At 40.8% G+C, this 26005-nt stretch carries 24 protein-coding genes; 7 read left to right on the forward strand and 17 right to left on the reverse strand.

Going from position 1 to position 26005, the window contains the following annotated elements; genetic code table 11:
* Positions 1-129: 129 nt before the first annotated feature.
* The 4 genes from PLZ15_06575 (at position 130) to PLZ15_06590 (ending at position 4534) form a co-directional block, all read left to right on the forward strand.
* Positions 130-2202 carry a carboxy terminal-processing peptidase gene (locus tag PLZ15_06575; protein ID HOI29412.1) on the forward strand — a complete coding sequence of 691 codons (2073 nt, stop codon included), beginning with the start codon at positions 130-132 and terminating at the stop codon, positions 2200-2202.
* A 58-nt stretch (positions 2203-2260) separates the two neighbouring features.
* The gene (gene ybaK / locus PLZ15_06580) at positions 2261-2728 is read left to right on the forward strand and encodes a Cys-tRNA(Pro) deacylase (GenBank protein ID HOI29413.1); all 468 of its coding nucleotides are present in this window, start codon (positions 2261-2263) and stop codon (positions 2726-2728) included.
* Positions 2729-2819: 91 nt separating this feature from the next.
* Positions 2820-2984, forward strand: a complete 165-nt coding sequence (locus PLZ15_06585; GenBank protein ID HOI29414.1) for a DUF4295 family protein — start codon at positions 2820-2822, stop codon at positions 2982-2984.
* Positions 2985-3190: 206 nt separating this feature from the next.
* On the forward strand, positions 3191-4534 hold the full coding sequence (locus tag PLZ15_06590) for a lysine 2,3-aminomutase (GenBank protein HOI29415.1): 1344 nt from the start codon (positions 3191-3193) through the stop codon (positions 4532-4534).
* Between the two features lie 47 nt (positions 4535-4581).
* Here PLZ15_06590 and PLZ15_06595 read toward each other — a convergent pair whose 3' ends face one another.
* The 6 genes from PLZ15_06595 to PLZ15_06620 form a co-directional block, all read right to left on the reverse strand.
* On the reverse strand, positions 4582-5124 hold the full coding sequence (locus PLZ15_06595; protein ID HOI29416.1) for a NifU family protein: 543 nt from the start codon (positions 5122-5124) through the stop codon (positions 4582-4584).
* Positions 5125-5277: 153 nt separating this feature from the next.
* Entirely contained in the window at positions 5278-5949 is a 672-nt protein-coding gene (locus tag PLZ15_06600; GenBank protein HOI29417.1) for a M15 family metallopeptidase, read from the reverse strand.
* 29 nt (positions 5950-5978) lie between these two features.
* The gene (locus tag PLZ15_06605) at positions 5979-7142 is read right to left on the reverse strand and encodes a sialidase family protein (GenBank protein ID HOI29418.1); all 1164 of its coding nucleotides are present in this window, start codon (positions 7140-7142) and stop codon (positions 5979-5981) included.
* A gap of 8 nt (positions 7143-7150) precedes the next feature.
* The gene (locus PLZ15_06610) at positions 7151-8158 is read right to left on the reverse strand and encodes a uroporphyrinogen decarboxylase family protein (protein HOI29419.1); all 1008 of its coding nucleotides are present in this window, start codon (positions 8156-8158) and stop codon (positions 7151-7153) included.
* A complete protein-coding gene (gene rsmI, locus PLZ15_06615; protein ID HOI29420.1) occupies positions 8155-8844 on the reverse strand; it encodes a 16S rRNA (cytidine(1402)-2'-O)-methyltransferase in 690 nt (229 codons plus the stop codon). The genes PLZ15_06610 and rsmI overlap by 4 nt, the downstream gene beginning before the upstream one ends.
* A gap of 89 nt (positions 8845-8933) precedes the next feature.
* Positions 8934-10619, reverse strand: a complete 1686-nt coding sequence (locus PLZ15_06620) for a proline--tRNA ligase (GenBank protein HOI29421.1) — start codon at positions 10617-10619, stop codon at positions 8934-8936.
* A 130-nt stretch (positions 10620-10749) separates the two neighbouring features.
* Here PLZ15_06620 and PLZ15_06625 point away from each other — a divergent pair, with 130 nt between their 5' ends.
* Together PLZ15_06625 and PLZ15_06630 are read left to right on the forward strand one after the other, a co-directional pair.
* Positions 10750-11586, forward strand: a complete 837-nt coding sequence (locus tag PLZ15_06625) for an alpha/beta fold hydrolase (protein HOI29422.1) — start codon at positions 10750-10752, stop codon at positions 11584-11586.
* A gap of 11 nt (positions 11587-11597) precedes the next feature.
* Positions 11598-13034, forward strand: a complete 1437-nt coding sequence (locus PLZ15_06630; protein ID HOI29423.1) for a pyridoxal-dependent decarboxylase — start codon at positions 11598-11600, stop codon at positions 13032-13034.
* A gap of 70 nt (positions 13035-13104) precedes the next feature.
* Here the strand turns inward: PLZ15_06630 and PLZ15_06635 are convergent, their stop codons facing one another.
* The 6 genes from PLZ15_06635 to PLZ15_06660 all read right to left on the reverse strand — a co-directional run bounded on the left by PLZ15_06635 (position 13105) and on the right by PLZ15_06660 (position 17581).
* The gene (locus PLZ15_06635; protein ID HOI29424.1) at positions 13105-13320 is read right to left on the reverse strand and encodes a cold shock domain-containing protein; all 216 of its coding nucleotides are present in this window, start codon (positions 13318-13320) and stop codon (positions 13105-13107) included.
* A 53-nt stretch (positions 13321-13373) separates the two neighbouring features.
* Positions 13374-13718, reverse strand: coding sequence for a TM2 domain-containing protein (locus PLZ15_06640; protein HOI29425.1), 345 nt, complete (start codon positions 13716-13718; stop codon positions 13374-13376).
* Positions 13690-14034 (reverse strand): DUF2752 domain-containing protein, encoded by a 345-nt coding sequence (locus PLZ15_06645; protein HOI29426.1) that lies wholly within the window; start codon positions 14032-14034, stop codon positions 13690-13692. Before PLZ15_06645 ends, PLZ15_06640 begins: the two co-directional genes overlap by 29 nt.
* 110 nt (positions 14035-14144) lie before the next feature.
* Positions 14145-14669, reverse strand: coding sequence for a 2'-5' RNA ligase family protein (locus PLZ15_06650; GenBank protein ID HOI29427.1), 525 nt, complete (start codon positions 14667-14669; stop codon positions 14145-14147).
* Positions 14670-15179, reverse strand: a complete 510-nt coding sequence (locus PLZ15_06655; GenBank protein ID HOI29428.1) for a DinB family protein — start codon at positions 15177-15179, stop codon at positions 14670-14672. It lies immediately after the preceding gene.
* Between the two features lie 59 nt (positions 15180-15238).
* A complete protein-coding gene (locus PLZ15_06660) occupies positions 15239-17581 on the reverse strand; it encodes a CotH kinase family protein (protein ID HOI29429.1) in 2343 nt (780 codons plus the stop codon).
* Positions 17582-17743: 162 nt separating this feature from the next.
* Here PLZ15_06660 and PLZ15_06665 point away from each other — a divergent pair, with 162 nt between their 5' ends.
* Complete coding sequence (locus PLZ15_06665) at positions 17744-19060, forward strand: aminotransferase class V-fold PLP-dependent enzyme (GenBank protein ID HOI29430.1); 1317 nt, start codon at positions 17744-17746, stop codon at positions 19058-19060.
* A gap of 15 nt (positions 19061-19075) precedes the next feature.
* Here the strand turns inward: PLZ15_06665 and PLZ15_06670 are convergent, their stop codons facing one another.
* The 5 genes from PLZ15_06670 to PLZ15_06690 all read right to left on the reverse strand — a co-directional run bounded on the left by PLZ15_06670 (position 19076) and on the right by PLZ15_06690 (position 25933).
* Positions 19076-20125 (reverse strand): serine protease, encoded by a 1050-nt coding sequence (locus PLZ15_06670; GenBank protein HOI29431.1) that lies wholly within the window; start codon positions 20123-20125, stop codon positions 19076-19078.
* A 97-nt stretch (positions 20126-20222) separates the two neighbouring features.
* Complete coding sequence (locus tag PLZ15_06675) at positions 20223-22031, reverse strand: PDZ domain-containing protein (GenBank protein HOI29432.1); 1809 nt, start codon at positions 22029-22031, stop codon at positions 20223-20225.
* Between the two features lie 131 nt (positions 22032-22162).
* Entirely contained in the window at positions 22163-23665 is a 1503-nt protein-coding gene (locus tag PLZ15_06680) for a serine hydrolase (GenBank protein ID HOI29433.1), read from the reverse strand.
* A 96-nt stretch (positions 23666-23761) separates the two neighbouring features.
* The gene (locus PLZ15_06685) at positions 23762-24514 is read right to left on the reverse strand and encodes a cytidylate kinase-like family protein (protein HOI29434.1); all 753 of its coding nucleotides are present in this window, start codon (positions 24512-24514) and stop codon (positions 23762-23764) included.
* Between the two features lie 129 nt (positions 24515-24643).
* The gene (locus tag PLZ15_06690; GenBank protein ID HOI29435.1) at positions 24644-25933 is read right to left on the reverse strand and encodes a S28 family serine protease; all 1290 of its coding nucleotides are present in this window, start codon (positions 25931-25933) and stop codon (positions 24644-24646) included.
* Between the last annotated feature and the right edge of the window lie 72 nt (positions 25934-26005).

Genomic DNA, 26005 nt, shown 5'->3' on the forward strand with positions numbered 1-26005 from the left:
TCCTTTATATCGGGAAATTTATTATCAACGAATTATTTTTAGCACTAAAATTTCGGCAGGTTTAATAACGGTTTTGAAACAAATAACTTATTTTGCTGTATGATAAATTAAATTATGAAAGAAATAAGGATGAAACAGATAATACTTTTACTGGCTTTCTTTATTGTGGTAAACGGCTGCTACGCACAGAATCCCGAAGCTGTTCTATCCAAAGATCACAAAATAGATTCCGCCAAGGTAATTTTACCGGACGAATCGTATAAAAGAATTAACCAGGTAATTACTCAGATCTTTACAAGTTATCATTACCGGAAACAGAATCTTAATGATTCCCTTTCATCAGTAATTTTTGATGAATATTTTAAAAACCTCGACATCAACAGGCTCTATTTTATAAAGTTGGATGTTGCTTCTTTCGAAAAATACCGGGATAAATTCGATAATTTTATTCTGGAGGGTAAGCTTGAAATTCCTTTCGAGATATTTAATCTCTACAAAAAAAGGGTGAACGAGAGAATTTCACATGTTAACAAGCTGCTGGCAAATGAATTCGATTTTTTAAAGGAAGAAATATATTCTCCGGACCGTACAAAATCCGACTGGGCTGAAACATCATCGGAACTTGATGAAATCTGGCGACTGAGAATAAAAAACGACGCGCTCAACCTTGTTCTTTCCGGAAAAGATTGGAAAAGCAGTGCGGATGTACTCCTGAAACGTTATCAAAACTTTCATAAGATAATTCTCCAATATGAAACCGAAGATGTCTTTTCTCTTTTTATGAATTCGTTTACGAGAACGTTTGATCCCCATTCGGATTATTTATCGCCGGCTGCGTCAACGAACTTCAACATTGCAATGAAACTTTCGCTTGAAGGGATCGGCGCTACTTTGCGCAGCGAAAATGATTACACAATTGTTGCAAGCATTGTCCCCGGCGGACCGGCCCATAAAAGCGGTCTGTTAAAAGAGGAGGATAGAATTGTTGGGGTTGCCCAGGGTCAGGAGGGTGAATTTGTTGATATTATCGGATGGCGCCTTGACGATGCCATTCAGCTTATTAGAGGTAAAAAAGGGACTTTAGTAAGGCTTCAGATTATCAAGGCCAAGGAGAATCTAAATTCCATTCCAACTGAAATTCAGATTGTCCGTGATGAAGTTAAGCTTGAGGAGCAGGCAGCTAAAAGTGAAATCCTGAATATTGAAGAGCATGGAACCAACTTTAAACTCGGGGTTGTTAAACTTCCTTCTTTCTATACTGATTTTGAAGCTCAGAGACAGGGAAAACAGAATTATAAAAGTACTACCCGGGATGTGAAGGAGATACTTGAAAAATTTAAACAGGAAAAAGTAGACGGTATTATTATTGATCTAAGGAATAATGGCGGAGGTTCCCTTCAGGAAGCAATTGCATTAACCGGGTTGTTCATTAAAAACGGTCCGGTTGTTCAGGTAAAAAACTCCGGTAATATAATTGAGATAAATCAGGATCCCGATCCATCGATTGTGTACGACGGGCCGCTGGCCGTTTTAACAAATCGTTTCAGCGCCTCAGCTTCCGAAATCTTTTCTGCTGCTATTCAGGATTACGGAAGAGGAATTATTCTCGGCGAAAATACATACGGAAAAGGAACTGTTCAGAACCTTCTCGACTTAAACAGGACAATCCCGATCAAGGATAGAACTCTCGGCCAGGTTAAACTGACAATCGCAAAGTTTTACAGAGTTGACGGTGGAAGCACTCAACATAAAGGGGTTAAACCGGATATCGAATTTCCATCTCCCTATTCGCATGAGGAATTCGGCGAAAGCTCTATGCAGGGTGCATTACCCTGGGATCAGATTCAGCCGGCAAAATACTCGAAGTATGGCGATCTCTCAAATTTTATCGATCAGCTCCGGATTAAACATGAGGAGAGAATTAAAAATGATCCGGAATACCAGATTGTAATGGATGAGATAAATGAATTTAAAATTAACCGGGATAAAAAAGAGTTTTCGCTAAATGAAAAAGTAAGAAAAGAAGAAAGAGATCTTGCTGAAGAACGGAGAAAGAAAAGAGAAGAGGAAAGAGCAAAAATTACTGGAATAAAAATTCAGGACAAGGAAGAGGTTCAATCCCAAACGTCAGTTATTAACGATTTTGAATTGAAAGAAACCGGAAGAATTCTGGCCGATCTGATTTTAGCAAAAGTAGGATAGACTTTGCAATATTCCCCCTTCCCGGCTGGGAAGGGGGATAAAATATTTAAACTCCTCAATGATGAAAACCAATGCAATTCGAATTTTAGAATCGAACAAAATTCCCCATTCAATAATTGAATACGAATTCAAAGAAGATGAAATTGACGCGGTCTCGGTCGCTGAAAAAATTAATTTCGATCCCGAGCGCGTTTTTAAAACACTTGTAACCCGCTCCGACACTAACGGGATTTCTGTTTTTGTAATTCCCGGCTGTTATGAACTGAATCTTAAAAAAGCTGCTTCCGTTTCCGGTAATAAAAGTGTTGAAATGATAAAGGTAAAGGAAATCCAGACCTTAACCGGATATATAAGGGGCGGCTGCTCACCAATAGGAATGAAAAAACAATACCCCGCTTTTATTGATGAGTCGGCACAATTGTTCGAATCAATTTCTATTAGTGCCGGTTTACGTGGGATTCAGGTGATCATTTCACCCAACGACTTATGCCGGCTGATTGACGGGAAATATGCCGATTTATTGTAGAAAACGGGGATTTTCGTCAACCAAAAAAGAAGGTTTTATTTCAGCCGGATTTTTTTTAGATTTAGCCCCGAATTTTTAAGGAGTAGATGAAATGGCAAAACAACAATCATTTGCGGAGAAAGCCAAAAAGAAACACGGCTCATCCCATGTTAATGTGAAAGTTATTAAAACTGTAAAAACCGCTAATGGATCGTATAAATTTCAGGAAAAATTTGTGAAATTGGACGATATCAGTAAAGTAACTACACTTAAGTAATTTGAAAAACCACCGCTAAACGGTGGTTTTTTGTTTATTACACCGGAAATATTTTCCCGCTTACTTGACATTCTCATCAATTATTTTATCTTGTAAAAAAGTTTTCGCTTATATCAGATCTGTTTTTACCTGATCGCGCTCATCTAATAGCGGTTTTTAGTATACCAGGATTAGTTTAACATTACCATTAATTCAAAGGAGGAAGTATGGCAGCTAATTCTTATAAGAGTTACTCCCTTCGAAATTATAACGACATTCCGCAAATTCATTTATTATCCGGCGAAGAGAAATCCGCGCTTGAAATTGTTGGAAGTGTTTTGCCGTTTAAGACGAATAATTATGTAATCGATCAATTGATTAACTGGGATAATATCCCGGGCGATCCGATCTTTACACTGACTTTCCCCCGTAAAGAAATGCTAAAGGATCATCATTATAAAACGGTTGAGAAATTAAAAAATGAAAATGCATCTAAGGAATTTTTAGCGCAGTCTATTTATAATATTAGAATGGAATTGAATCCTCATCCAGCCGGTCAGAAGCATAATGTTCCAACTGTGAATGGAATTGAACTTGCCGGGGTTCAGCACAAATACAAACAGACGGCTCTCTTTTTCCCCAGTCAGGGACAGACGTGTCATGCGTATTGCACTTTCTGCTTCAGGTGGCCCCAGTTTGTTGGAATGAACGAGTTGAAATTCGCGATGCGGGAAATTGAATTGTTAGCTCAATATGTAAAAGAACACAGAGAGATTACCGATATTTTATTTACTGGCGGCGATCCAATGATAATGAAGACGCAGATTTTATCTACCTACATCGAACCGCTTCTGGATGAATCACTTTATAATATCCAGACTATACGAATCGGAACTAAAGCAATCGGTTATTGGCCTTATCGTTTTCTTACTGATGACGATTCCGATGATCTTATCCGCCTCTTCGAGAAAATTGTTGGTGCAGGTAAAAACCTTGCCATAATGGCCCACTTCAACCATCCCGTTGAACTTGAAACTGCTGCGGCACGGGACGCGATGAAAAGGATCAGAGCAACCGGTGCGCAGATTAGAACACAATCGCCAATACTGAAGCATATAAACGACTCACCGGAAATATGGGCGGATATGTGGCGTAAACAGGTAAACAATAATTGCATCCCCTATTATATGTTTGTTGCACGCGATACCGGGGCACAGGAGTTCTTTGCTGTTTCACTCGTTGAAGCCTGGAAAATTTTCCGGGAGGCATATCAAAAAGTAAGCGGTGTCTGCAGAACTGTTAGAGGCCCTAGTATGAGTTCTACCCCCGGTAAAGTGCAGGTGCTCGGAGTAAGTGAAGTCCGTGGTGAAAAAGTAATTGTGATGAGATTTCTTCAGGGCCGGGATCCGAACTGGGTTGCCCGTCCCTTCTTTGCAGAGTATAACGAGAAAGCAGCATGGCTGGATGATTTAAAACCGGCTTTCGGCGAAGAAAAATTCTTCTTCGAAGAAGAACTTGAGCATTTATTCCACGAACATGTTTACGATGATGAAACGGAGAATTTTGAATAAAAAAAGGCTGGTAGACCCAGCCTTCTTTTTTTGTGATCTGAAATATTCTAGTCGGGGATTACTTCAATAGCAGGATTGATTTCTCTCTTTAAAAGATTTTCGATAGCAACCAGCGTGCCGCGGATTGAACTCGGACAGCTGCCGCAGGCACCCTGATAGCGGATTTTAAGAGTAAGGCCATCAAGACCGCGGACTTCCAATCCACCTCCGTCTCCAGCAAGAGCAGGGCGAACACGAGTATCCAGTATCTCATTTATTTTTTTAAGCAATTCCGTCTCTTCCTCTTTGGTTACTTTTATTTCCTCCTCGGGAGGGATTAGATTTTTATCGAAATTTTTCATGAACTCGACGAAGGGTTTCTGAATCTGTCCCCATTGAACTTTCTGGTCTTTTTCGATCGTGATAAATTTATCCATATAGAAAACCGAAACGACTCCATCGATGCCAAAAATTCCATTGGCGAGCGGATCTTGCACGGCTTCCTCTTTATTTTTGAAATGCCTTGTTTCTTTATTCAGCAGTTTTTCATTCAAAATGAATTTTAGCGCCTGGGGATTGGGTGTTAAATCCACATCCTGTACAATTAACATGTTATTCTCCTTGGTTTTTCTATTAAACCTGATAATTCTCCGGATAGTTCTACTGCAAGATAATTAAAATTAGTTCTGCCATTCAAGGGATCTATACGGTAGCTGCTGAATGATTCCGATAGGATATAGGGTTTATTGTGCAAGCGAATTTCGTTATAGATCCTCAAAATCAACATTAAGGATCGGATACATCGGCCAATCCTTGTAATCGAAGTGCCACCATTCCTGTTCAAGGACTGTAAATCCTTCCGATTCCATTGCTGTTATCAGGAGGTCTCTTAATCTTGTAGCTTCCTTATCACCCCCGATGTAATTTGAGAATGCGCGCTCTGTAAACTCGTCATATCCGCTCGGCATTTTCACTTCTAATCCGGTTTTGAGATCATAAAGTGAAATATCAACAGCGCAGCCCCTGTTATGCCGTGATCCTTTTGCAGGATCTGCCACGAAACCAGCTTGCCGCTCCTCCTCGGTTGCCGAGTCCCAGAATAATTTAGTAACGGACCACAGGCGGTAACCATCAAAAACTATAATTCCGTATCCGTCTCTTTTAAGACTTTTGCTAACACGCACAAGCGCCTCGGCGGCCGGGCGCTGAAGAAAAGCCGTTGCCTGCGAGTAGACTGCCTTACCGAGAAAATTGTTGGAGGTTGAGTAACGGATGTCCAGCTTAAATGTTGAGTCAAGTTCTGTCAGCTCTACAAGATCCGGTTTTAGAAATTCTCCGCTCTCTTTTGGAGGTCCGTAACTGCACGCAGATAGAATGAGTAGAATTGACAGGGATAATAAATTTGAGCGGATTAAAAAATTTATTTTCTTATTCATTCTGGTTTTCTTTCAATGATTCCGGAAATTTATTCGTTCCATTTTATCCCGGTAAAAACAATTTCGGAATAATTATTTCTTTCGTAGAGTACTCCTATTTCTGTTTCTGAAATTTTTATAATATCCGAGTAAGCTGTGAAATCATTATTTGGACCAGTACCATCCTTGTCGATCAGAAAATTTTTAAACCATGTTTTGCCGTCGTCGCTGCTAATTCTGAGTGTTAGATTATTCCGCCGTGATGGATCCGCCGGATTGCTGAATACAATGTAGGTTTTCCCGTCAATCGATTTAAATGAGAGGAAGGAACCCTGGCAGACAGGATCGGGAAGATTAGTATCGAAATATGTTGTGTCCCATGTTGCGCCGCCGTCCATACTTATCGATACAATTCTTGAACGGATATCCCCGCTCTGGTTTCTGCTGTTTAGCATTAAAGATCCGTCCGATAATTCCGCTGCGGTCGACTCATTTGAGCCTGGAACATCAACATTATCACTGAGCCTGAAAGTTCTTCCATGATCGTCGGAGTAATAACCGTGTGCGAAATAATCTCTGAACTTTTCTTCAGGAACTCCTTCCGAATGATTTGCAGCGACATAAATCCGGCCTTTGAATTTTCCGGTTGTCAGCTGGAGTGCATGGCCCGGAGTATTTGCTGTTGTCCGCCAATCCTGCTCAAAGTTGTATTCGGGATTTACATTTGGTTGCTTCAGGCGGTGAACCATGCGGGTTATATTAACCGGATTACTCCAGGTTACTCCGTTATCGGTTGATGTGACGAACCAGACTTCTCTAAGACCGTTACCTTGACGGATTTCATTTTCATGATTATTCCCGGTATTGAAGAAGAGGAAAATTCTTCCTTCGGGATATTCCGGATCTGTTAAATCTAAAACAGGCGCAGGATTACCGGACTGTAGCGTGTCATAATCAACTATGGTATTGATTGAAGACCATGTCACTCCGTTATCGCGGCTTCGCTTCATCACGATATTTACATCTCCGAAGTCGGCAGCTCCTTTTACACGCCCCTCGCAGAAAGCCAGTAGATCTCCGTTTGGCAGGCTGATTATTGCCGGAATTCTGAAGCTTTTAAATCCTTCTGTTCCTGATTTATAAACAGTAATTTTATTCTGTGCCTGCGATGCAAAGAGAGAGATCAGAAAAATTAAAACGAAAATCTTTTTCATTATTCCCCTTAATTCGAGTAATACTTTTTAACGGTATGAAAGAAGACATCAAGATTTTGAATGGGGGTTAAAGGAGGAATATCACATCCGGAAGAGATTATCCAATTGGAGTACTTTCCCATTTCATAAAGTAAATTCAAGGTTTCATTTTCAACGGTTTCTGTTGAACCGTTCATAAAAATTCCTGAGGGATCCAGATTGCCGAATATCAATTTATCCGGCGGATATTGTTTAATAGCTTGCGTAAGTTCGACTGAATTACCGAGATGAATTGCTTTTGCGCCGGTCGATAAGATTGAATCGGTAAGCGGAATAGTATTGCCGCAGTTATGGTATATGACCAGAAAATTATCATCTTCAACCGAATCAATTATTTTCTTTATGTAGAAGCTTGAAAACTCCGAGCAGAGTTCCGGAGATAGAAGTCCGGCAGCAGGCTCTGCCATTATTATTCCGTTCGCTCCGGCTTCTTTAAAAGCAAGAATATATTCTCTTAGAAATTCTGATACCTTTATTAAAATTTTGTGAACAACCTCCGGCTCTGTAATCGATTTAATCATAAACTCGGTTATTTCCATCAGTCTGCCGCCTAAAGAAAAAGGTCCGATCACACCCGCCAGAACTGGACGGTCGTTAATTGAGCGCGATGCAATTTCAATTGCCTTTATGTATTCGCCGGTTCGGGCAATTCCGATCTCCGGAATGATCATTGAATCGATTTGGTCTTCATTCTGAATAAGAGAGCCGGTAACCGTAGGAACTTCGGTATCGGAATAGAGAATTTGCGCTCCGAAGGCCTCCGCTTCAACGGAAAGATCCATATTGCTTACCGAAGCAAGTGAATCGTACTTCTCAGCGATCGCTATCATGCAGGCGGATTGAAGATTACCGTTTCCTACCAAGTCTCGAACAGTGATGCCAAGAAGTTGAATTCCCGGAAAGGAAAGAACCGGGAGGGATTTTTTTATTTTAGAGGATCGAATCTCGTCGACCCACTTCTTCATGTCTTGTTTCATTTTACAGAATTTGCGGAATTATCGATTATGAATACAAACTCACCCTTTAGATTCTTCTCATGAATCAACTTATTAAGTTCGCCGGCATTGCCCCTGAGGAATTTTTCGGTCGGTAGTGTAAGATCGAAACCGATTACAATATTTACACTTGAACCGAAAGATTTTTCAACATCCGAAATAAGTGTCTTTAAACGGTAAGGAGTTTCCATAACAACTATCAATTCTTTAATTCCTTTAAGCCGCAGTAATTCTTTTTTTCTGATCTCTGTTTTAGGAGAGAGCCAACCGGCATAATAAAACCGCTTAAGAGAGAATCCGGATCCTGCAAGCGCTGCCATAATAGAGCTTGCACCCGGAATAGGAATCACTTCAATTCCGGCATCAATACAGAGCTGAACAAGTTGAGTCCCCGGATCGGAAAAAAGAGGCGTTCCGCAATCGGATATAAGAGCTGCGGATTTCCCTTCACGGATTATCCGGAAGATCTCTGTGCTCGCTTCATTCTCATTGTGCTCATTTAAGGAGATCAGTTCTTTCTCTATGTTGAAACGGGATAGAATTCTTTTCGCTTCTTTGTATTCTTCACAAATAATAAAATCGGCATCTTTTAAGGTTTCTATTGCGCGGAATGTAATGTCGCCGTAATTGCCGATAGGTGTGGACACTATGAAGAGTTTTGAAGTCATAATTGATTTGTTAAAATTAATTGCCGACTTCCGGGAATGCAAAGTAAAGCAGAGCCCGGCAGATAAAAAATGCGGACTCTACTCTTTGCTTAAATTAATTCTTTCAGCTTGCTGATCAGTGCGGATAATTCAACAATCTGTTTCTCGTTAGTTGCGCGCAGTTTCAGTTCTATCTTTCCGTCTTTCAGATTTTTCTCGCCTACAATTATCTGAACCGGCATACCGAGAAGATCTGCGTCGTTGAATTTAACACCTGCACTTACATCGCTGCGGTCATCGAACAGTACCTCAAATCCTTCCTTACTTATCTCTTCGTACAGCTTGTTAGAAGTATCTGATACTGTTGCATTTTTCATATTCAATCCTATGAGATGGACATCATAAGGAGCCAGAGGTTTTCTCCAGATAATTCCTTTATCGTCGTAGTTCTGTTCAATGTAGCACGCAAAAATTCTTTCAACACCAATTCCGTAGCTTCCCATCACAATAGGGTGTTCCTTCCCGTTCTCATCAAGAAAGTTAACACCGAGCGCTTCGGAATATTTTGTGCCGAGTTTGAAAATATGCCCGAGTTCAATCGCTTTAAAGACTTCGAGAGTTGAACCGCACCGTATACATGATTCGCCGTTTTCAACGATTCGAAGATCTGCATACTCTATGTTCTTAACATCGCGTTTAAGATCGATGCCGCCGATGTGATAATCGTTTTTATTGGCGCCGCTGTAGAGGTTGTTAGCGTCTTTAAGAAGGTTATCGGCTATTATCCTGCTTGTGAATCCGATCGGACCGATCGAACCGGCGTCCGCACCTGAAATATCCTTCAATTCTTCAGGATGAGCCGGGCGGACATTTCCTCCGAGCAGGGAGCCGAGTTTTGTCTCGTTCACTTCATCATTGCCGAGCATAAGTACAAGAACCGGTTTGCCGTCGTGAATGTAAACGCGGGATTTTGCGGTTTCATGTTCGTCTATTTTGAGGAACTCGCATAATTCATCGATCGATTTTACACCCGGTGTTGATATTTCATAATACGGTTTGCTATCCTGATGACGGGGCGCCTGTTTAGTTACCGATTGAGCAACTTCCGCGTTTGCAGCATAACCGCACTTACTGCAATGCGCAATAAGGTCCTCACCCGCATCGCTTTTAACCATGAACTCTTCGGATTTGCTTCCTCCCATGGCGCCGGATGAAGCTCCTACAACAAAATATTTAAGTCCGCACCGGTCGAATATTTTTCTGTATGCCATATCGTGTTTTGCGTAGCCTGCGTCCAGTCCTTCAAAATCTTTATCGAGTGTGTAGGCATCCTTCATTAAAAATTGCCGTCCGCGTATAACGCCGCTTCTCGGTCTCGGTTCATTTCTAAATTTTGTCTGTATCTGGTACCAGATCTGCGGAAGATCTTTGTAAGAGGTAACAGCTCCCTTCGCATGAAATGCGACGATCTCTTCGTGAGTAGGAGCTAAAACATAATCGCGGTTCTTTACATGAAATAAAATATCGCCGAATGCTTCAACTCTCCCTGTTGCATCCCATATCTCTTTAGGATTCAGTCCGGGGAAGTGGAATTCCTGTCCGCCTATTGCATCCATCTCTTCGCGTATAATGTCGGAGATTTTTCTTACTACCCTATAGCCGAGTGGCAGAAATGAATAGATTCCTGCTGAAAGCATTCTAACCATACCCGCGCGGATCATTAGAACATGACTCGGAATTACCGCATCCGAAGGAACTTCCTTAAGGGTCGGGAGAAAATTCTTAGTAAATCGCATATATCACAGTTTTGTTTATAAATAATGAGCAAAGATAAGAAATGATGCGGGGAATAGAAAATTAGGTCGGGGCTAACTCTTAAACAGAATATTCTTATTTTTCAGCAGGTTAATCTAAAAATGGATTATTATGAATTTCGATCCGGTATCACAAGACGCACCTAATGATCCGAAGAATCCCGCTTCTATGCAGCCGGTTTCATTTACAAGCAAAGGGTGCAAATTATTCGGAACATTTTTCTTCGCTTCCGGCGAAGGGCCTCATCCGACAATTCTTCTTCTTCACGGTTTCCCCGGTAACGAAGTAAACTTTGACATCGCACACGCAGCAAGAAGAATGGGTTATAACGTAATGGTGTTTCACTACCGCGGATGCTGGGGGAGCGAAGGTGAGTATCTATGGACTCACCTGGTTGAGGATGTTGAAACGGCAGTTCAATTCCTCCAGAGTAAAACAGCCGGAGAAAAATATAATGTTGATACAAATAAAATCATTTTGATCGGGCACAGTATGGGCGGTTTTGGCGCCGTGTTTAATTCAATCAAACACGATGATATAAAAAACATTGCTTCCATTGCCGGATTTAATTCCGGACTTTTCGGAGAATTTATTGAAGGGAATAATGAGTTGATCCAATTTAGTTCGGATACAATGGAGCCGGCTATGGAATTTGTTAAATGCAACTCCGCAGTTACACTTTTAAATGAAATGATCACGAATAAAAAAGAATGGAATCTGCTTAATCATATTGATACTTTGAAAAACAAAAATTGGCTCATAATTGCAGCAAAACATGATACAATAGCACCGATCGATATTCATCATAAACCATTGGTTGGTGCATTGAAAATGGCAGGTGCAGGAAATTTCGAAGAACATATTTTAGAAACCGGTCATTCGTTTTCTGACAGCAGAATAAGGCTGACAAAAATTATTTGTGAATGGTTAAGTCAAATTAAAATTTAGAGAGCAAGATCATGAGCAAGAATACATTGGATATGCCTTCAGATGAGTTTAAAAAGTATGGTTACCAATTAATCGATTGGGTTGCAGATTATCTTGATAACATCGAAAAATATCCTGTGCTTGCACAAATAAAACCGGGTGAAGTAAAATCTCAATTACCAAAAACAGCCCCTACCGACCGGGAAACATTTGATGATATGATTAATGATTTGAACAAAATAATTATGCCCGGAGTAACACACTGGAATCATCCGAACTTTATGGCATATTTCAATTCTACATCAAGCGGGCCGGGAATATTAGGCGAATTGCTTTCTGCGGCATTCAATTCAAACGGAATGGTATGGAAATCGAATCCGTCGGGTACGGAGCTTGAAGAGACAGTACTAAACTGGTTCAGAGAAATGATCGGGCTTCCCGCAAATTATTTAGGGATTGTTTACGACACCGCTTCTGTAAGTACGATGCATGCAATCGCGGCAGCAAGGGAGTACACGGGCCTTGATGTAAGGAAAAAGGGATTGTCCGGACTTCCAAAATTTATTCTCTATTGTACAGAGCATACACATTCATCAATTGAAAAGGGAGCCCTCACTTTAGGGATTGGAATGGAGGGTGTTAGGAAGATTCCTAACGATAAAAACTTTGCTATGATTCCGGAAAAGCTCGCGGAAGCAATTTCAGAGGACAGGTCTAAAGGATGCTTGCCGTTCTGTGTAGTCGCTACAATAGGTACTACTTCTTCAACTGCCGTTGACCCGGTTGATTCAATCGCTGATATCTGTATCCGCGAGAAGATCTGGCTCCATGTAGATAGCGCTTATGCCGGGGTAACCGCAATGCTTCCGGAAATGAAAATGTATTTTAAAGGAATGGATCGTGCCGACTCGATCGTAATCAATCCGCATAAGTGGCTTTTCGTTCCGGTTGATTTTAGTGTTCTTTTCACATCGAAACCCGAAGTATTAAGAAATGCATTCAGTCTTGTTCCCGACTACCTAAAGACCTCCGAAGAATCGGTTATTAACTATATGGATTACGGAATTCAGCTCGGCAGAAGATTCCGTTCTTTGAAATTCTGGTTTGTGCTTCGTTATTTCGGTATTGAGGGTTTAAGAGAAAGATTGAGAGAACATTTACGGCTAACGCAATTATTTGCCGGGTGGGTTGATGAAAATCCTAACTTTGAAAAATTAGCTCCGGTTTATTTCGGCACCGTCTGTTTCCGCGCGAAACCGGAAAATATTAGGGAAGAAAATGAATTAAATAAATTAAACGAGAGACTGCTCGAAAAAGTTAACAGTACGGGAAAAGTGTTTATTGTTAATACCAGGCTGAACGGAAAATTTACCATTAGAATGGTAATCTCCGGCCTCAGAATGGAGGAGAGGCATGTTAAAAATGCATGGGAGACTATTAATTCCGAACTGGAGAAAATAATTTCATAATGAGAAAGATTTCTGACTTAATCATTTTAAAATCCCGCGATATGCGGGATTTTAAATATTCAAACAACCTCTATTGTTTTACAATTATAACATCCTGTGCCTGCGGTCCTTTAGGACCTTCACCAACTGTGAATTCAACTTTCTGACCTTTCTCGAGGCTCTTAAATCCTTCCGATTTAATCGAAGAGAAATGAACGAATAGATCGCCGCCTTCAGATCTTTCAATAAATCCGAATCCCTTTGCCGCATTAAACCATTTTACGGTTCCGGTTACACGCTCTGCCATTAAAAACTCCTGAAATATTTAATATGATTAATGACTAATAGATTTTTAGTTCTCTATTTGATCATCATTGCAATCTGTGCTGCCTGTTTCTGGTTATACTCAAATGCAATCTTTTTATAATTCACCAGGTCTATAATAGTACCGATCATACATATTCCGCCCGTTAACAGGTAAAGAATTCCAAGTCCTATCTGATCCGTCAGAAATCTTTGAATTCCCGCAATACCCAGAAAGCCGACCAGAGTAACTAGTAGAATAATCTGCGGGTCTTTCCTGCGTGACCTGTAGATGTTTGCAAACTGCTGGGCTTTCTGATCATCCATCGTTTTGATGATGCTCGAAATATACATCTGTTCTTCACCCATTATTTCAGGCATTAGTTCGTATACGTTTGCCATATTGAGCCTCTTTTGATTGTTGATAGTTATTTATCATTTTGCGTGTCAGTTGAATTATTCTGGCGGAAATAAGAAAAAATGCAGCTATTCCTAACGGATGAGTTTGTAATGAATGATCCAGGTCGCCATGATAAAAAAATGAGATCGAACGGCCGAGTCCGCATCCGGGACAATTTTCGATACCGATATTATGAAAAGGGCAGAATGTGAATTCATGCACTTCGTATGGATTAATAAAAAAGAGATACACCAGTGCTGCTGTCCAGAGAATTGCTTCCGGATCCGCAAACCTGAATATTTTTTTCAGCTTATACATAAATTCTAAACTGAATTTGTTTTTGAATTCCTTAACCGCATCAATATTCTGTACGGTTAAATCATTAGTCGTTTCTGGAAAAAAATGGTTTTGATCTTAACCAAAATAGTTTACTGCAAAACAATTGACGACATACTCCCGACACTGTTGTTCTCATATGAAACGATATCAACTTTATTTATTGCGCCAACAATCTCTAGGTTTTTCCTGTTTATTTTGTCTGCAAGATGTTTACATTTTAACGGATCGAGATCATTTGCGATTCCTAAATGCGGTATGTAAGGAATATCCAGGCGCAATTCCTTTTCAAGCGGACCGGTATAAAGTTCGTCATGGAGTTTTACAAACAGCCTGTAACCCTCTTCGGGAATTAAAAAGAGATCGGTAAAATCGCTGAACGAATCTTTTACAATCTGCGCGCAACGGAGGACAAAGAAAAACGTACCGAATTTATTCACAACTTTTCTGACGTGTTCGAGAAAAACCTCGTACTTTATATTTTCTACCGGAAAGACAAGTGTGAAGTGGGGATCAACAACTTTGTAAAAACGCTTATCGTGATCTTTGCGGATCGATTGGATCCAGTTAAAATCTTTTCTGTCTATGGTAGGGTATGCAATTAATAGGAGTGCCATCTATAAATATCTCTCTTTGATGACGTTGAGGTGGTGTTCCGTATGCCCTGCAATTATATATGCCAGGCCTCTTACTGTAACATTATAACCCGATGCGTTTCCTTTTTTGAGCCATTGTTCATCCCGTAAGTTTCTGAACAGTGCAACTGTTGATTGACGGATCAGAGAGAATTCTTCAATCAGACGGGAGAGATTTGTAGTATCGTAATTGGAATTGTCTATATAGAGGTTCTCGTCAAATCCCTGCAAGGATTTTTCGTCGCCTCGTGAAAAGCGGAGAGCCCTATAAGCGAATACCCGTTCCGAATCTATTATGTGACCCAGAACCTCCCGCAGACTCCATTTGCCCGGCGCATATCTCAGTTTGGATTTTTCTTCGTCAATGCTGGAAAGGAATGTAATTGTGGAATTCAACTGATCTTCAAGAACGTCTCTTATATCGCCTTCAGGTACACCGTTTACATATTTATGGTAGTATTCGGCATATTCGTTTTTTTCGGGGCGGTTCATTACTCCTCCTGTACGCAATATAAAAAAATGTAAATATCCTTTCCTTAAAAATTCTTTTATTATTTCAATAAAAGAAGTTTCAAGGTAGCCGTATTACTTCCGGTTTTAACCCGGCAAATGTAGAAGCCGGAACTCACACTTAAATTCATGTTGCTTTTTGCATTCCAGACAATATTATATGTTCCGGGTGGTTGATTGAATTCATTTTTAGACCAGATCTCTCTACCTAAAAGGTCATAAATAGTAATTGAAACGTCCGAACCAACCGGCAAACGGAATTGAATTGTTGTAGAAGGATTGAATGGATTAGGAAATGCGGCTATTCTGAATTCCGATGGAATAACCTGATCGTTCATGCCGGTTGTTACGTTTGAGGCTCCCGGCGTCGGAGTCATAAATCCCCACACTGATCCGCCGTCCGGGGCTCTGCCGTATGATATGTCCGTTGTCTGGCTGCCGAACGTGAGGGAATCGAGCCAGGTTGATCCGTCGCCCGATACAATTCCGATAAACTCGCCTCCCTTGGAGAGTTTGAAGTTTGTATGAATTCCGGGTTGATTATCGTTATGATTTTCATCGCACCAGATAAGAAGATGTTCGCCCGGGTTTATTACCAGATTCGGGGTCGTGAACCTCCACTTGGTTGGATTATCCTTTTTGTCCGTCATATACATCCCGGTCAATACAACCGGTTCGGATGTCGGATTGTATAATTCAACCCAGTCATCATTCTCACCGGCGGCGTCTTTTATTGTATTCGCGTTATCAGCCATAAATTCGTTTATCTTAATTCCATTAGAATTGGAACCGGAAGCCCGGACTTCCATAAACTCACTCCTCGGATATACAACACGATTGCCTTCATTATCGGTTACGTCGATTTTAAATCTCCCGAATCCGTTCTCGCCCAGAGGGGGAATTACACCGACCCATCTGTCGCTGTCGGCAACATTTTTTCCCGGCAGTGGTTTGAACGTCATATCATAATAGTATACTACAGTTAGTATTCCCGGATGAAATTCCACACGCATATTTGTAATTGAACCGTTATCGAAACCTGATGCATAAACATAAATTGAATCGTTCGGGCCGGGATTGGCCGGTGCAAAATCGATCTTATATATGAATGGATTTGCCGGAACGAAATTGATACGGGTTGTAATTGAATTACTCCGCAGCTGAATGAATTCTTTTAAACCGCGTTTAACATGGCGGTCGTTCATCGCATCGAACGAATTTGTAAAATCTGCCATTGTAAATCCGTAATCCTTTGTCCGGAACGTATCGGCAGCCGCATACTGGGTAGTAAGATTACGCAGCGAATCAATTCGGCCGGTTGTATTACCGGGATTTACTATATTCTTCGAAATGAAATCGATAAAATGCGAGTAGAGATTCCTATACTCTGGCACGTTCATTATTTTTGAGAATAATGGTCGCGTAGAAGTTGTATCAACCTGAGGAATTTTATAAGGTAAACTCACTGCCCAGTTTATTTCCCACCAACTGATTCCAAAAGTGTTGTCATAATCGTAAGGTATCCAGTTGAATTTCTTTTCAGAAGGCTCGTAATAAAGGTAATAGTTATTCATTAGCGACCAGTAGTCGTCCCAGCTTCCGATCATCAGGTTCATTGCCTGATACATCAGGAACTGTTCAACACGGAATATCGATTCAAGAGAATCGGGAAAAACATTCTGCGGTGTGTTGTTTATTATATTGATGAAGCGTGCCAGCTGTGTGTAATCGTTCTCTTCTTCATTGGATGTAAGCTCGTATGGCTGCCGGTCGCCGACAAAATATTTATACAAATCGGGATTACCTCCGCGGTAATTGAGGTCGGCAGGGTAGAGGCATTTCCATAAATTGCCGGAATCATCTTTGAAATTCTTTTTTAGAAATTCGTCGTCGACGTGTTCAACGGAGATATAAAGGCCCATGTACGAATTATTAATATAAACGGCTGCGTGCGCAGCCCTGCTGGAAATTACACCGGCCTGATTAAACAGATCCCAGCTCAACTTGGCTCTCGAAATTGAAGGATCGTTATGTTCACCGTTCAAATTCATTTTATCTACATCATAAAACTCTCTTCCGCTTACAAAATCGTTAAATGAGAGTTTGAGAGATTTCTTCCGGGCATCTCTCGAAGTATTACCCCGGATTCGAATGCCGACATCATTAATTGTCTCATCGATATATTTATTTTTAAAGTGAACCGTACATCTGTGGAGTGAATCGGATCTGGGATTGCTCATCATCCATGTATAATCAGCCGGATTCATTGTTATATTTATAATCGCAACCTCGGTATCATCATATAGCTGCCAGCTTCTGTCGTTGCTTTGACTGTTGATAAAAGAAAAAGAAAGAATAAAAATTGTTAGAAGATAGTATTTCATGCTGTAATTCATCAATGTTGGAAAATAATAAACGAAAGTAAGAAACTGAGCCGAATATTACTAACCGATTACAATTACCCTCACACAGCAAATCAATTAAATAATAATTGATTTTGTGGAAAATATTTCAAAAGTTGAAACAGAAAATAAGAAGGAGAAGCCATGACGTCCCGCCGCGAATTTTTAAATAAGTTTTTGCTTACCACCGGAGCCGCATTTGTGGTTCTTAAAACTGATGCAATTGCCAGAGCTGCGGAAGCTGTCGAAAAGTATGCAACCGACCTTACTCCGAAGGAGCTTGCCTCCGATGATGCGTTCTGGGGCCGGATTCAATCGGCGTTCGACGTGGATAGAACCTTAATCAATCTGAACAACGGCGGTGTTTCTCCTTCACCGAAAGTTGTAATCGATGCTTTCAAACGGTATACAGATTATTCCAACCAGGCACCCGCATACTTTATGTGGCGTCATGTTGAACCGCAGGTAGAAACTGTCCGCGAGAAACTTGCAATCGCTTTCGGTGCCGATAAAGAGGAAATAGCAATCACAAGAAATGCGAGCGAATCTTTACAGATTGTTCAACAGGGGATGAATCTTAAAGAAGGGGATGAAGTACTCACTACAACGCAGGATTATCCCCGTATGATTACAACTTATACACAGCTTGAAAGACGATGGGGAGTAAAACTTGTACAGGTTCCTTATCCGACACCTTTAATTAATAGAGAAGATTACGTTAATGCTTTTAAAAAGGGGATTACTTCCAAGACCAAAGCAATTCTTGTAAGCCATATCTGTTTTCTAACCGGGCAGATTCTTCCTATCCTCGAGGTAAGCAGGCTGGCACACCAGTACGGAATTCCCGTTATATGCGACGCGGCTCATTCCTTCAATCATATTCCGTATAAACTGAAAGACCTTGAGTGCGACTTTTTCGGCACATCCCTTCATAAGTGGACTTACGCTCCAGTCGGAACGGGTATGCTATATGTTAAAAAAGATTTGATTAAGACTATCTGGCCGCTGATGGCCGCTCCTAAGGAGATGGATGAGAATATCAGAAAATTTGAGGAAATAGGGACACACCCCGCAGCTACTCACAATGCAATAGGCGAAGCTCTCGCGTTTAATGAGGCAATCGGAATTGAGCGTAAAGCAGAAAGATTCAGATACCTTCATTCAAGATGGATCAACAGGGTAAAGGATTTCAGCAATGTGAAATTCAGACTTAATATTAACGATGCTTCCAGCTGGTGCGGACTGGTAAACTTTTATATTGACGGCGTTGATGTCGGTAAGCTTGTAGATTATCTCCTTGCTAAACACAGGATTTATGTTGTTCCCATCGTTCATCCTGAGTTCAAGGGAATTAGGGTTACCCCGAATGTTTATACTCTTGTATCGGAAATAGATCTCTTCGGAGATATTATTGTATCGGTTGCGAAAGGAGAGGTTAAAGAAGTAATGGAGACAAATTAGAACGAAGGGATCTATTTAATCCCTGTCGAACAGACTTTTAATGTAATATCCTTTACTGATCAGGAATGTTTTGTTCGATAAAAGAAATTCTTCGATAGCTTCGATTCCGATTACTTTTGTAATTCCTGTACGGAGTACCTGTTCTTTCTGAACGTAAACTTCACCTTTATACGGTATCATCGGATTGTATTCAAGTTCCTGGGTCTTTGTAATTGGATGAATTGTGTATTGATAGTCCGCAGGCACTGATTTTACGAGTCCGACCAATTCAAAGTTTGGTACGCCGTCGCGAATGGCAAGAACGACACCACCGCTCGAGCCGCGGTTGAATACGGCGTCTATGAGAAACGAGTTCTTTTCCCGTCCGGGACTGCTGACAATTCCTTTCGAGATCATTTTAAAATTCATCGGATAGCCGAAAACATAAACGAACGAACCCCATTCAAGTTCGTTTGAATTACCCCACGGATACTGAAACACTTCAACACTTGCACCTTTGGCAGCCTGGTATTTTTTACCCATCAGACAGATATCCTGTAACTTATCCATTAGTACTATTTCCAGCTCGCCGCCATCCGGCAGGTCGGGAATATAATTCGACTGCCTGGTTTTAATTGACACACTCTGAATATTCTGTGTTACCGATCCGTCAGGATTTGTATAGTATGATATAACAGTGTCCGGAAAGTTTACTATGTGAGCTACGGTAATAAGTGTAATTGTTCCGTGATCTTCCGAAATTACGGTGGCTGTCCCGGAAGCAGTCCTGTTAAAAAAAATCATATTCCGTGCGGATTTCTCCAGATCGATCCGTTTCAAATCTTTTGCCGATAATTTAAGCTCCTGATCGAAGAGATAGCTGTTGTAGAAGGCAATACAGTTTAAAAGTTTTATGGAGTTGCTTACTTCCTCGAGTTGTTTTGATGAATTTTTATAAGGGAATTCGCTGTCGTATCTTCCGTCGGTTAATGTGGGAAATACTGTTTCGTATACGGAGGTGCATGCAATCAGTGTTAGGGATAAGAATGATAAAGCCGCAAGAGAAATTCTTTTCCGGAGAAGCATAGGGCACCTATTATGATTTATGTTCACACTCAATCTAAATCAAATATATTTCTTTAGAAAGAGTAAAATAATCGGTTCGTTTGGTGTCCGGTAATATCTATCTTTTTTCCATTTCCCCTTGATAATTCATTTGATTCTGCATCCATGCCTCACGTAGAGCTAACTGTTCCTTTGTCGGATTTTCAATTACTTTAAAGAGATGACGTATCTTCCTCGGCTGCATGGTTACCGTTACTTCTTTCTCTTCTCCGTCACGCAGAATTGAGATATTAAAACTCTCGCCGACTTTCAGTTTTGCAAGCGGAGCCAAAATCTGCTGGGCATTCTGCATTGTCAATTCGGTACCTTCAAATTTGTAAAGCTGATCGCCGCTTTGTAATTGCGCACCCTCGGATTTTTCAACATTAGTTACAATAAACTTGCCGTCTTTAAATCCGATTCCGAAGCCGAGTCCTGTTCTTGTCGAATCATAACCGGCGTTTTCAGTATAATCGATTCCGAGTTTGTGGAAATACTCTTTCACGGGAAGCTGATCCGTTCCATCAATATAGCTGTTGATGAAATTTTTTATTTCGGGATAAGTAATATTGACCAGTTCGTTAAAGAAACCAGATTCGCTGAAAGATTTTCTCGCCCCGTATTTCTTTGCCAGTTCAATTATTAATTCCCTCAAACCTTTTTTTCCTCCTGATAATTCAAGAAGCCTGATATCGAGCAGAGTTGCCACTACAGAACCCTTGTTATAAATGTTGAAATACTGATCCTGTCTTTCCGTCGACTGAACTCCTAAAGTTGTAAGGGAAACAGACTGGTCGTAATTATCATTGACAGTTAGTTTCTGGCGGACCTGGCGGAGGTAGTCTTCCAGGCTTGTCAGATAATCCCTTAATTGTAAAATATCCGATGCCCACTCTGTAACACCTTCGTAAAACCAGAGATGTCTGGACATAACAGGCTTCTCGTAGTTGAAGTTTTCAACAAGTTCGCTGTGAATCATCAATGGTGTTACAATATGGAAAAACTCATGCGCTGCAGTCGAACGCAGCTCTGAAATGTATTGTTCATCTAAGTTTTGTTCCTTAAAAACATATATCGAGCTGTAATTGTGTTCCCAGGCGCCCGCAGAGAAATTCTCGAAGTGAAATAGAAAGACATATCTTTCCACAGGCAGTCCGTTTAGAAACTGCTTCGTTGCCGAAAGAATGTCTTCAAGTGAAAGTAGAATACTCCCGGATTTAGCGAGACCGGTTTTTGAATATGTGAAAACGTCGACCACAGTATTTTCGATCTTTGTTGAAGCTTTGGAAAGATTGCCGAGCAGAATAGGAGAGTCTACAATGAAATCGTAATCAGGTGCAAAATAATATCCGTTGCCGTTTTTAGTGAGAGCTGTTCCTACTTCCCATCCCGCAGGATAATCCAATTTAATTTCAATCGGGTATTTCTGCATGCCGTGGAAATATCCGAAGACGGTCTGGCCGTTAATTAGGGCATGATCTTCTTCGAGGGAGCTTCCGCACATCGGGTAAACAGGATTCTTGTCCATCGGCGTGTCCCATGTTTCAGCGATCGAATATTCTATTTTGCTTACCTTCCCGGGATTTGATAATTCCCACTGATTAACGGAGAGCTGCTTAACAGGAACTTCCGATCCGTCCGCATCGAATGCATTAAAATTTTTTACATATCTGCCGATATCCATTATCTGATATGTACCAGGTGCAGTGGCCGCAAACTGATAAATTTTATTCTTCTCGGATAACTTTTCGGGTATGAGCGTCACTTTGAATAAATCGTCGCTTCTGTCATTCAGATTTATTTGAAATTTATGCTGAGAAGAAAGAGAAATATTTAAAAGGAATGAAAAGAGAATTACCGCAAGTATTAGTTCAAGCTTGTTTTTCATCGCTAAACTCATTTTTTGTTAACAATTTGACGGCTTGAAGGAAGAAAATGTGCCGGACCTGCGAGAGAACAGGAACAAAAAAAAGCCGGAGAATCAGACGCATACCCGGCTTTTTCCAAACACCAGAATACTTATTTAACTTTTTCGAAAAATAATTCTGTGAAAATAAAATCGGGTGAATTAGGGACTTCAATTGTAAAATCCTTTATTTCACCGTTGAAATTCATATCGAACTTAATCCATCCCCGGGTAAGGAATTCATCCTGCCAGTCGATATAAAACTGATCGAACTGATAATGTTTTAATTCGCCGCGGAACTCCGGTGAAGGGATAAACTGCATGAACAATTTCCCGTCATTCAGAGTCACTTCAGCCCTGCCGTACATTTTGTCTTCGTATATGCCGCAGTATTTTTCGAGAGCGAGTGACGGCTTAGAATCTTTAACTCTTATCTCTTCTCTTCGTTTATTTTCTCTTTCATATGCGTCAGTCCTTCTCTTCCACCCCTCCATAGAGGTTTTGTTATAATCTTTCGGTTCAACTCCGAGCATTACATCGACAATATAATTTTTAATTGCGCTTACCATTCCTGTTTCCAGATTGCTCAGAATTACCATTCCGAGTTTTTCTTCAGGTATAATCGTTACGTCAGAGATCATTCCGGGCATACCTCCGCCGTGATTCAAAACTCTCTTGCCGTTACTGTAAGCACTGAACCAGCCAAGTCCGTAATTGTTATTTCCCAGGAACATATGATTAGCCCACATTTCAAACGACTGCCGTTCGCTGAAAATCCTTTTATCGCCGTTCTTGCCTTTATTCAACTGTAATCTTATCCACTGAGCCATATCGTGAACGCTGGAATTAATCGCTCCGGCCGGCGCTACTGTCTCAATCGAATAATAATCGTTGTATGCAATAACATTCCCGTCTTTTATCCTGTGGGGCCAGGCGTTATTTCCTTTTTCTTTCAATTCCTTTATTGATGTAACGCTGCGGTTCATTCCGAGAGGATTGAAAAAATTGTATTTCACATAATCATGCCAGTTGGTATCCGAAACAGCCTCAATAACTTCGCCGGCAACGCTGTACATTATATTCTGATAACCGTAGCGCGATCTGAAACTTGATGTGGGTTTAAGAAATTGAGCCCTTTTAATAACCTCTTCTTTGCTGTATGTCGATCCGAGCCATAGTATGTCGCCGCTAAATGTAGCCAAACCGCTTCTGTGTGTTACAAGATCGCGGATTGTCATTTCTTTTGTAACCCACGGGTCATACATCTGAAAATAGGGAAGATGTTTAATTACAGGATCATCCCATTTTAATTTGCCCTGATCTGCGAGCCGCGCGATTGAAGCAGTTGTAAATGCTTTGGAACAGGATGCAATCATAAAATTTGTATTCTGATCAACCGGTTCGTTCGATCTTATATCTTTTACACCGTATCCTTTCGCAAAAATCACAGAGTCGTTTTTTACAATTGCAACCGCGAATCCGGGCATTTTCCAATCCTTCATTGCCTGTGAAATGTAGGAATCGATTTTATCAATCCTTGGCTCCTGCGCTTTAAGGCTGGGGGATAGGATGAATAGAATGAAAAAGAAGATAGAGTACTTGATTTTTGATGACATAGAACGCTCCGAAATAATATTTAAAAAATGAATACCGGTCCTTCGAGAAGGAGTTCGAACAATCCCGCCCGGAAATGCTTTGCAAAAAATAGCGTCTTATTCTATTCCGGGCAATTCAGATTTTGATTCAGCAAAAAAATTCGGAAACCGCTTTGTTACACAATGACCAATCATCTCTGCAATTTCTTCGAAGTGAAGCAGATTAGTATTGATAATTGCATGATAGAGATGCGGGTCTTCGATGTTTTTATGAAAATATTTCCACAGATAGTTCTTCCTTGCCTCATCCTCCTTCTTAATAAAATCGGCAGCGGCTTTACGCTCCACATCGTAAATCTCAATTGCTGTTTCAATCCTGAAATTGATTGGAGCGACAAGACGGATATGTAATGCACGCTTCATGTGGGAAAGAATAACATTGGCTCCGCGTCCGACAATTATAACGTTTCCGTATTCTGCAAGCCTTATAATAGTTTGCGATGTTTTATGAAGCAGTAACAATTTTGACGGAGAGATCCCGAGCATCTCCCCGAACCATGAATCGATCTTCGCCGGCTTTTCTTCCAATAGATGTTTACGGAAATGATCAGGAAGGTTATGATCCTCCATTACTTTTTCGATGAAGTCTCTGTCGAAATATGTCCAGTCGTTATAATCGTCTACCGCATGGCTGTTTAAGTATTCAACAAGTTTCTCGCAGACTTTTGCGGCTCCGGTTCCGGTTTCTCTTGAAATTGTAATTACCGGGCCGGGATTTAATCTTCTCCTGTGACGTCGGGCTTCTTCGGATGCTTCATAGTGTTTTTCGATATAGATTCGGGCTTTTTCGTAGGAACCGAGGACTTTCATAATTCACCTCCACATTTTGGTTTTTGGATGGAGGAGAGGAAAATTTCTATTAGAAAATAATGAAAGAAATATTGAGGCGCTTGTTTTTATTGGAAGGAGGGGATCCTTTGTTAAGGGCCCCCGGTGAATTTATCGTTTAATCTGTACACCTAGCCATTTTTCCAGTGTGGAATAGATCATTTCTTTTTCTTCACCATCAAAACTTCCGATGTTTGTACCGTGAGCGCCCCCTTTTTTAACCATCTTAACCGAATTATTTTCCCCCAGCAATTGTATCGACGTCGCACTCCAGGTATCATTTCCGCCGTATATATATAGAATGTTGTTTGCATGCTTCTGCAGCCATGTATTTACATTCTGCAACGCACTGCAGTCAAAATTAATCTCTGCGCCTTCGGGCACAAGCATTTTATTCGAGCCGTCTTTTATTTCGGTGAGAAGGTCTTTGAAAGGTGAAAGGTCATAACCGTAATAACCGACCTGATTATACGCCTGCACGTAAAATGGTCCGAAGTCGCTCATTGCCTGTTCGGTAAAGAAGTAGAGAGGATTGGACTGTTTCATATGATTATAGAGTTCTTCGGCGCCGGCATCCGGCCCCGGAATATCTTCGCATTTCGTTTGTCCCCACTGCCAGAAAGCAAAAGAGTATTCAAGTGTCATATACTCCAGGACGAAATCATAATCCCAGGCAAATCGGATCTGATTTTGTTCGGCATCTTTCATCAGCAGCGTTCTTACTTCGTCGCGTTTGGATAAAAATGCCCGCTGAAAATTTTTAATTTTCTCTCTGCATTCCGCGGTGCCAACGGAATTTAAAAAGATATAAATCCTCGGGTCCTCCTGTGCGAGGTTTACCGGTGCTACATAAGGGATTGAAGCATCAACGTCTTCAGGAAAGAAATAGCGGTGATACAAAGTCGTCTGACCTCCCTTACTAACCCCGGTATTAATCCATTTCCCCTTGTATAGTTTTTTAAATAGCTGGACAATTTTGTGGTGATCATTAGCCGCCTGTTCGATATTTAAATACTGCCAGTCGATTTTTCCCGGAACCGACTTTCCGAAGTACCGGTGTTCAACAATAATCTGGTTGGCGTCTAACAGACGTGCAGGCTCCGACTTATAATTCCTGTTAGCCGAATATCCTTCTGTTACAATAACCATAGGTTTTGAAAAATCTGAATGAGATATGAAAAGTCTTTGAGTAAAAGTTTTGCCCGCGGGATTTTTATGATCGAGCGGCTGGGTTATAAGAATTTCGTATCCCTCTTTATAAGTTGTATCAACTCTAACAGCAGTAATTTCCGACAGCTCTTTTAATGATTTAAGGTGTTTGAGAAGTTCGGATTCTGTCTGTGAGTATGTGAGTGAGTGAATTACAAAAAGGAGAATGAATAGATTAAGAAAGCGTTTCATTTTGATCTCCATTGGAAATGATTTTATCAGTGAAAAAAAGAGACGGCCTAATCAGCCGTCTCTTTACACGAA

The organism is Melioribacteraceae bacterium (assembly GCA_035362835.1).
Taxonomy (GTDB): Bacteria; Bacteroidota; Ignavibacteria; order Ignavibacteriales; family Melioribacteraceae; genus DSXH01.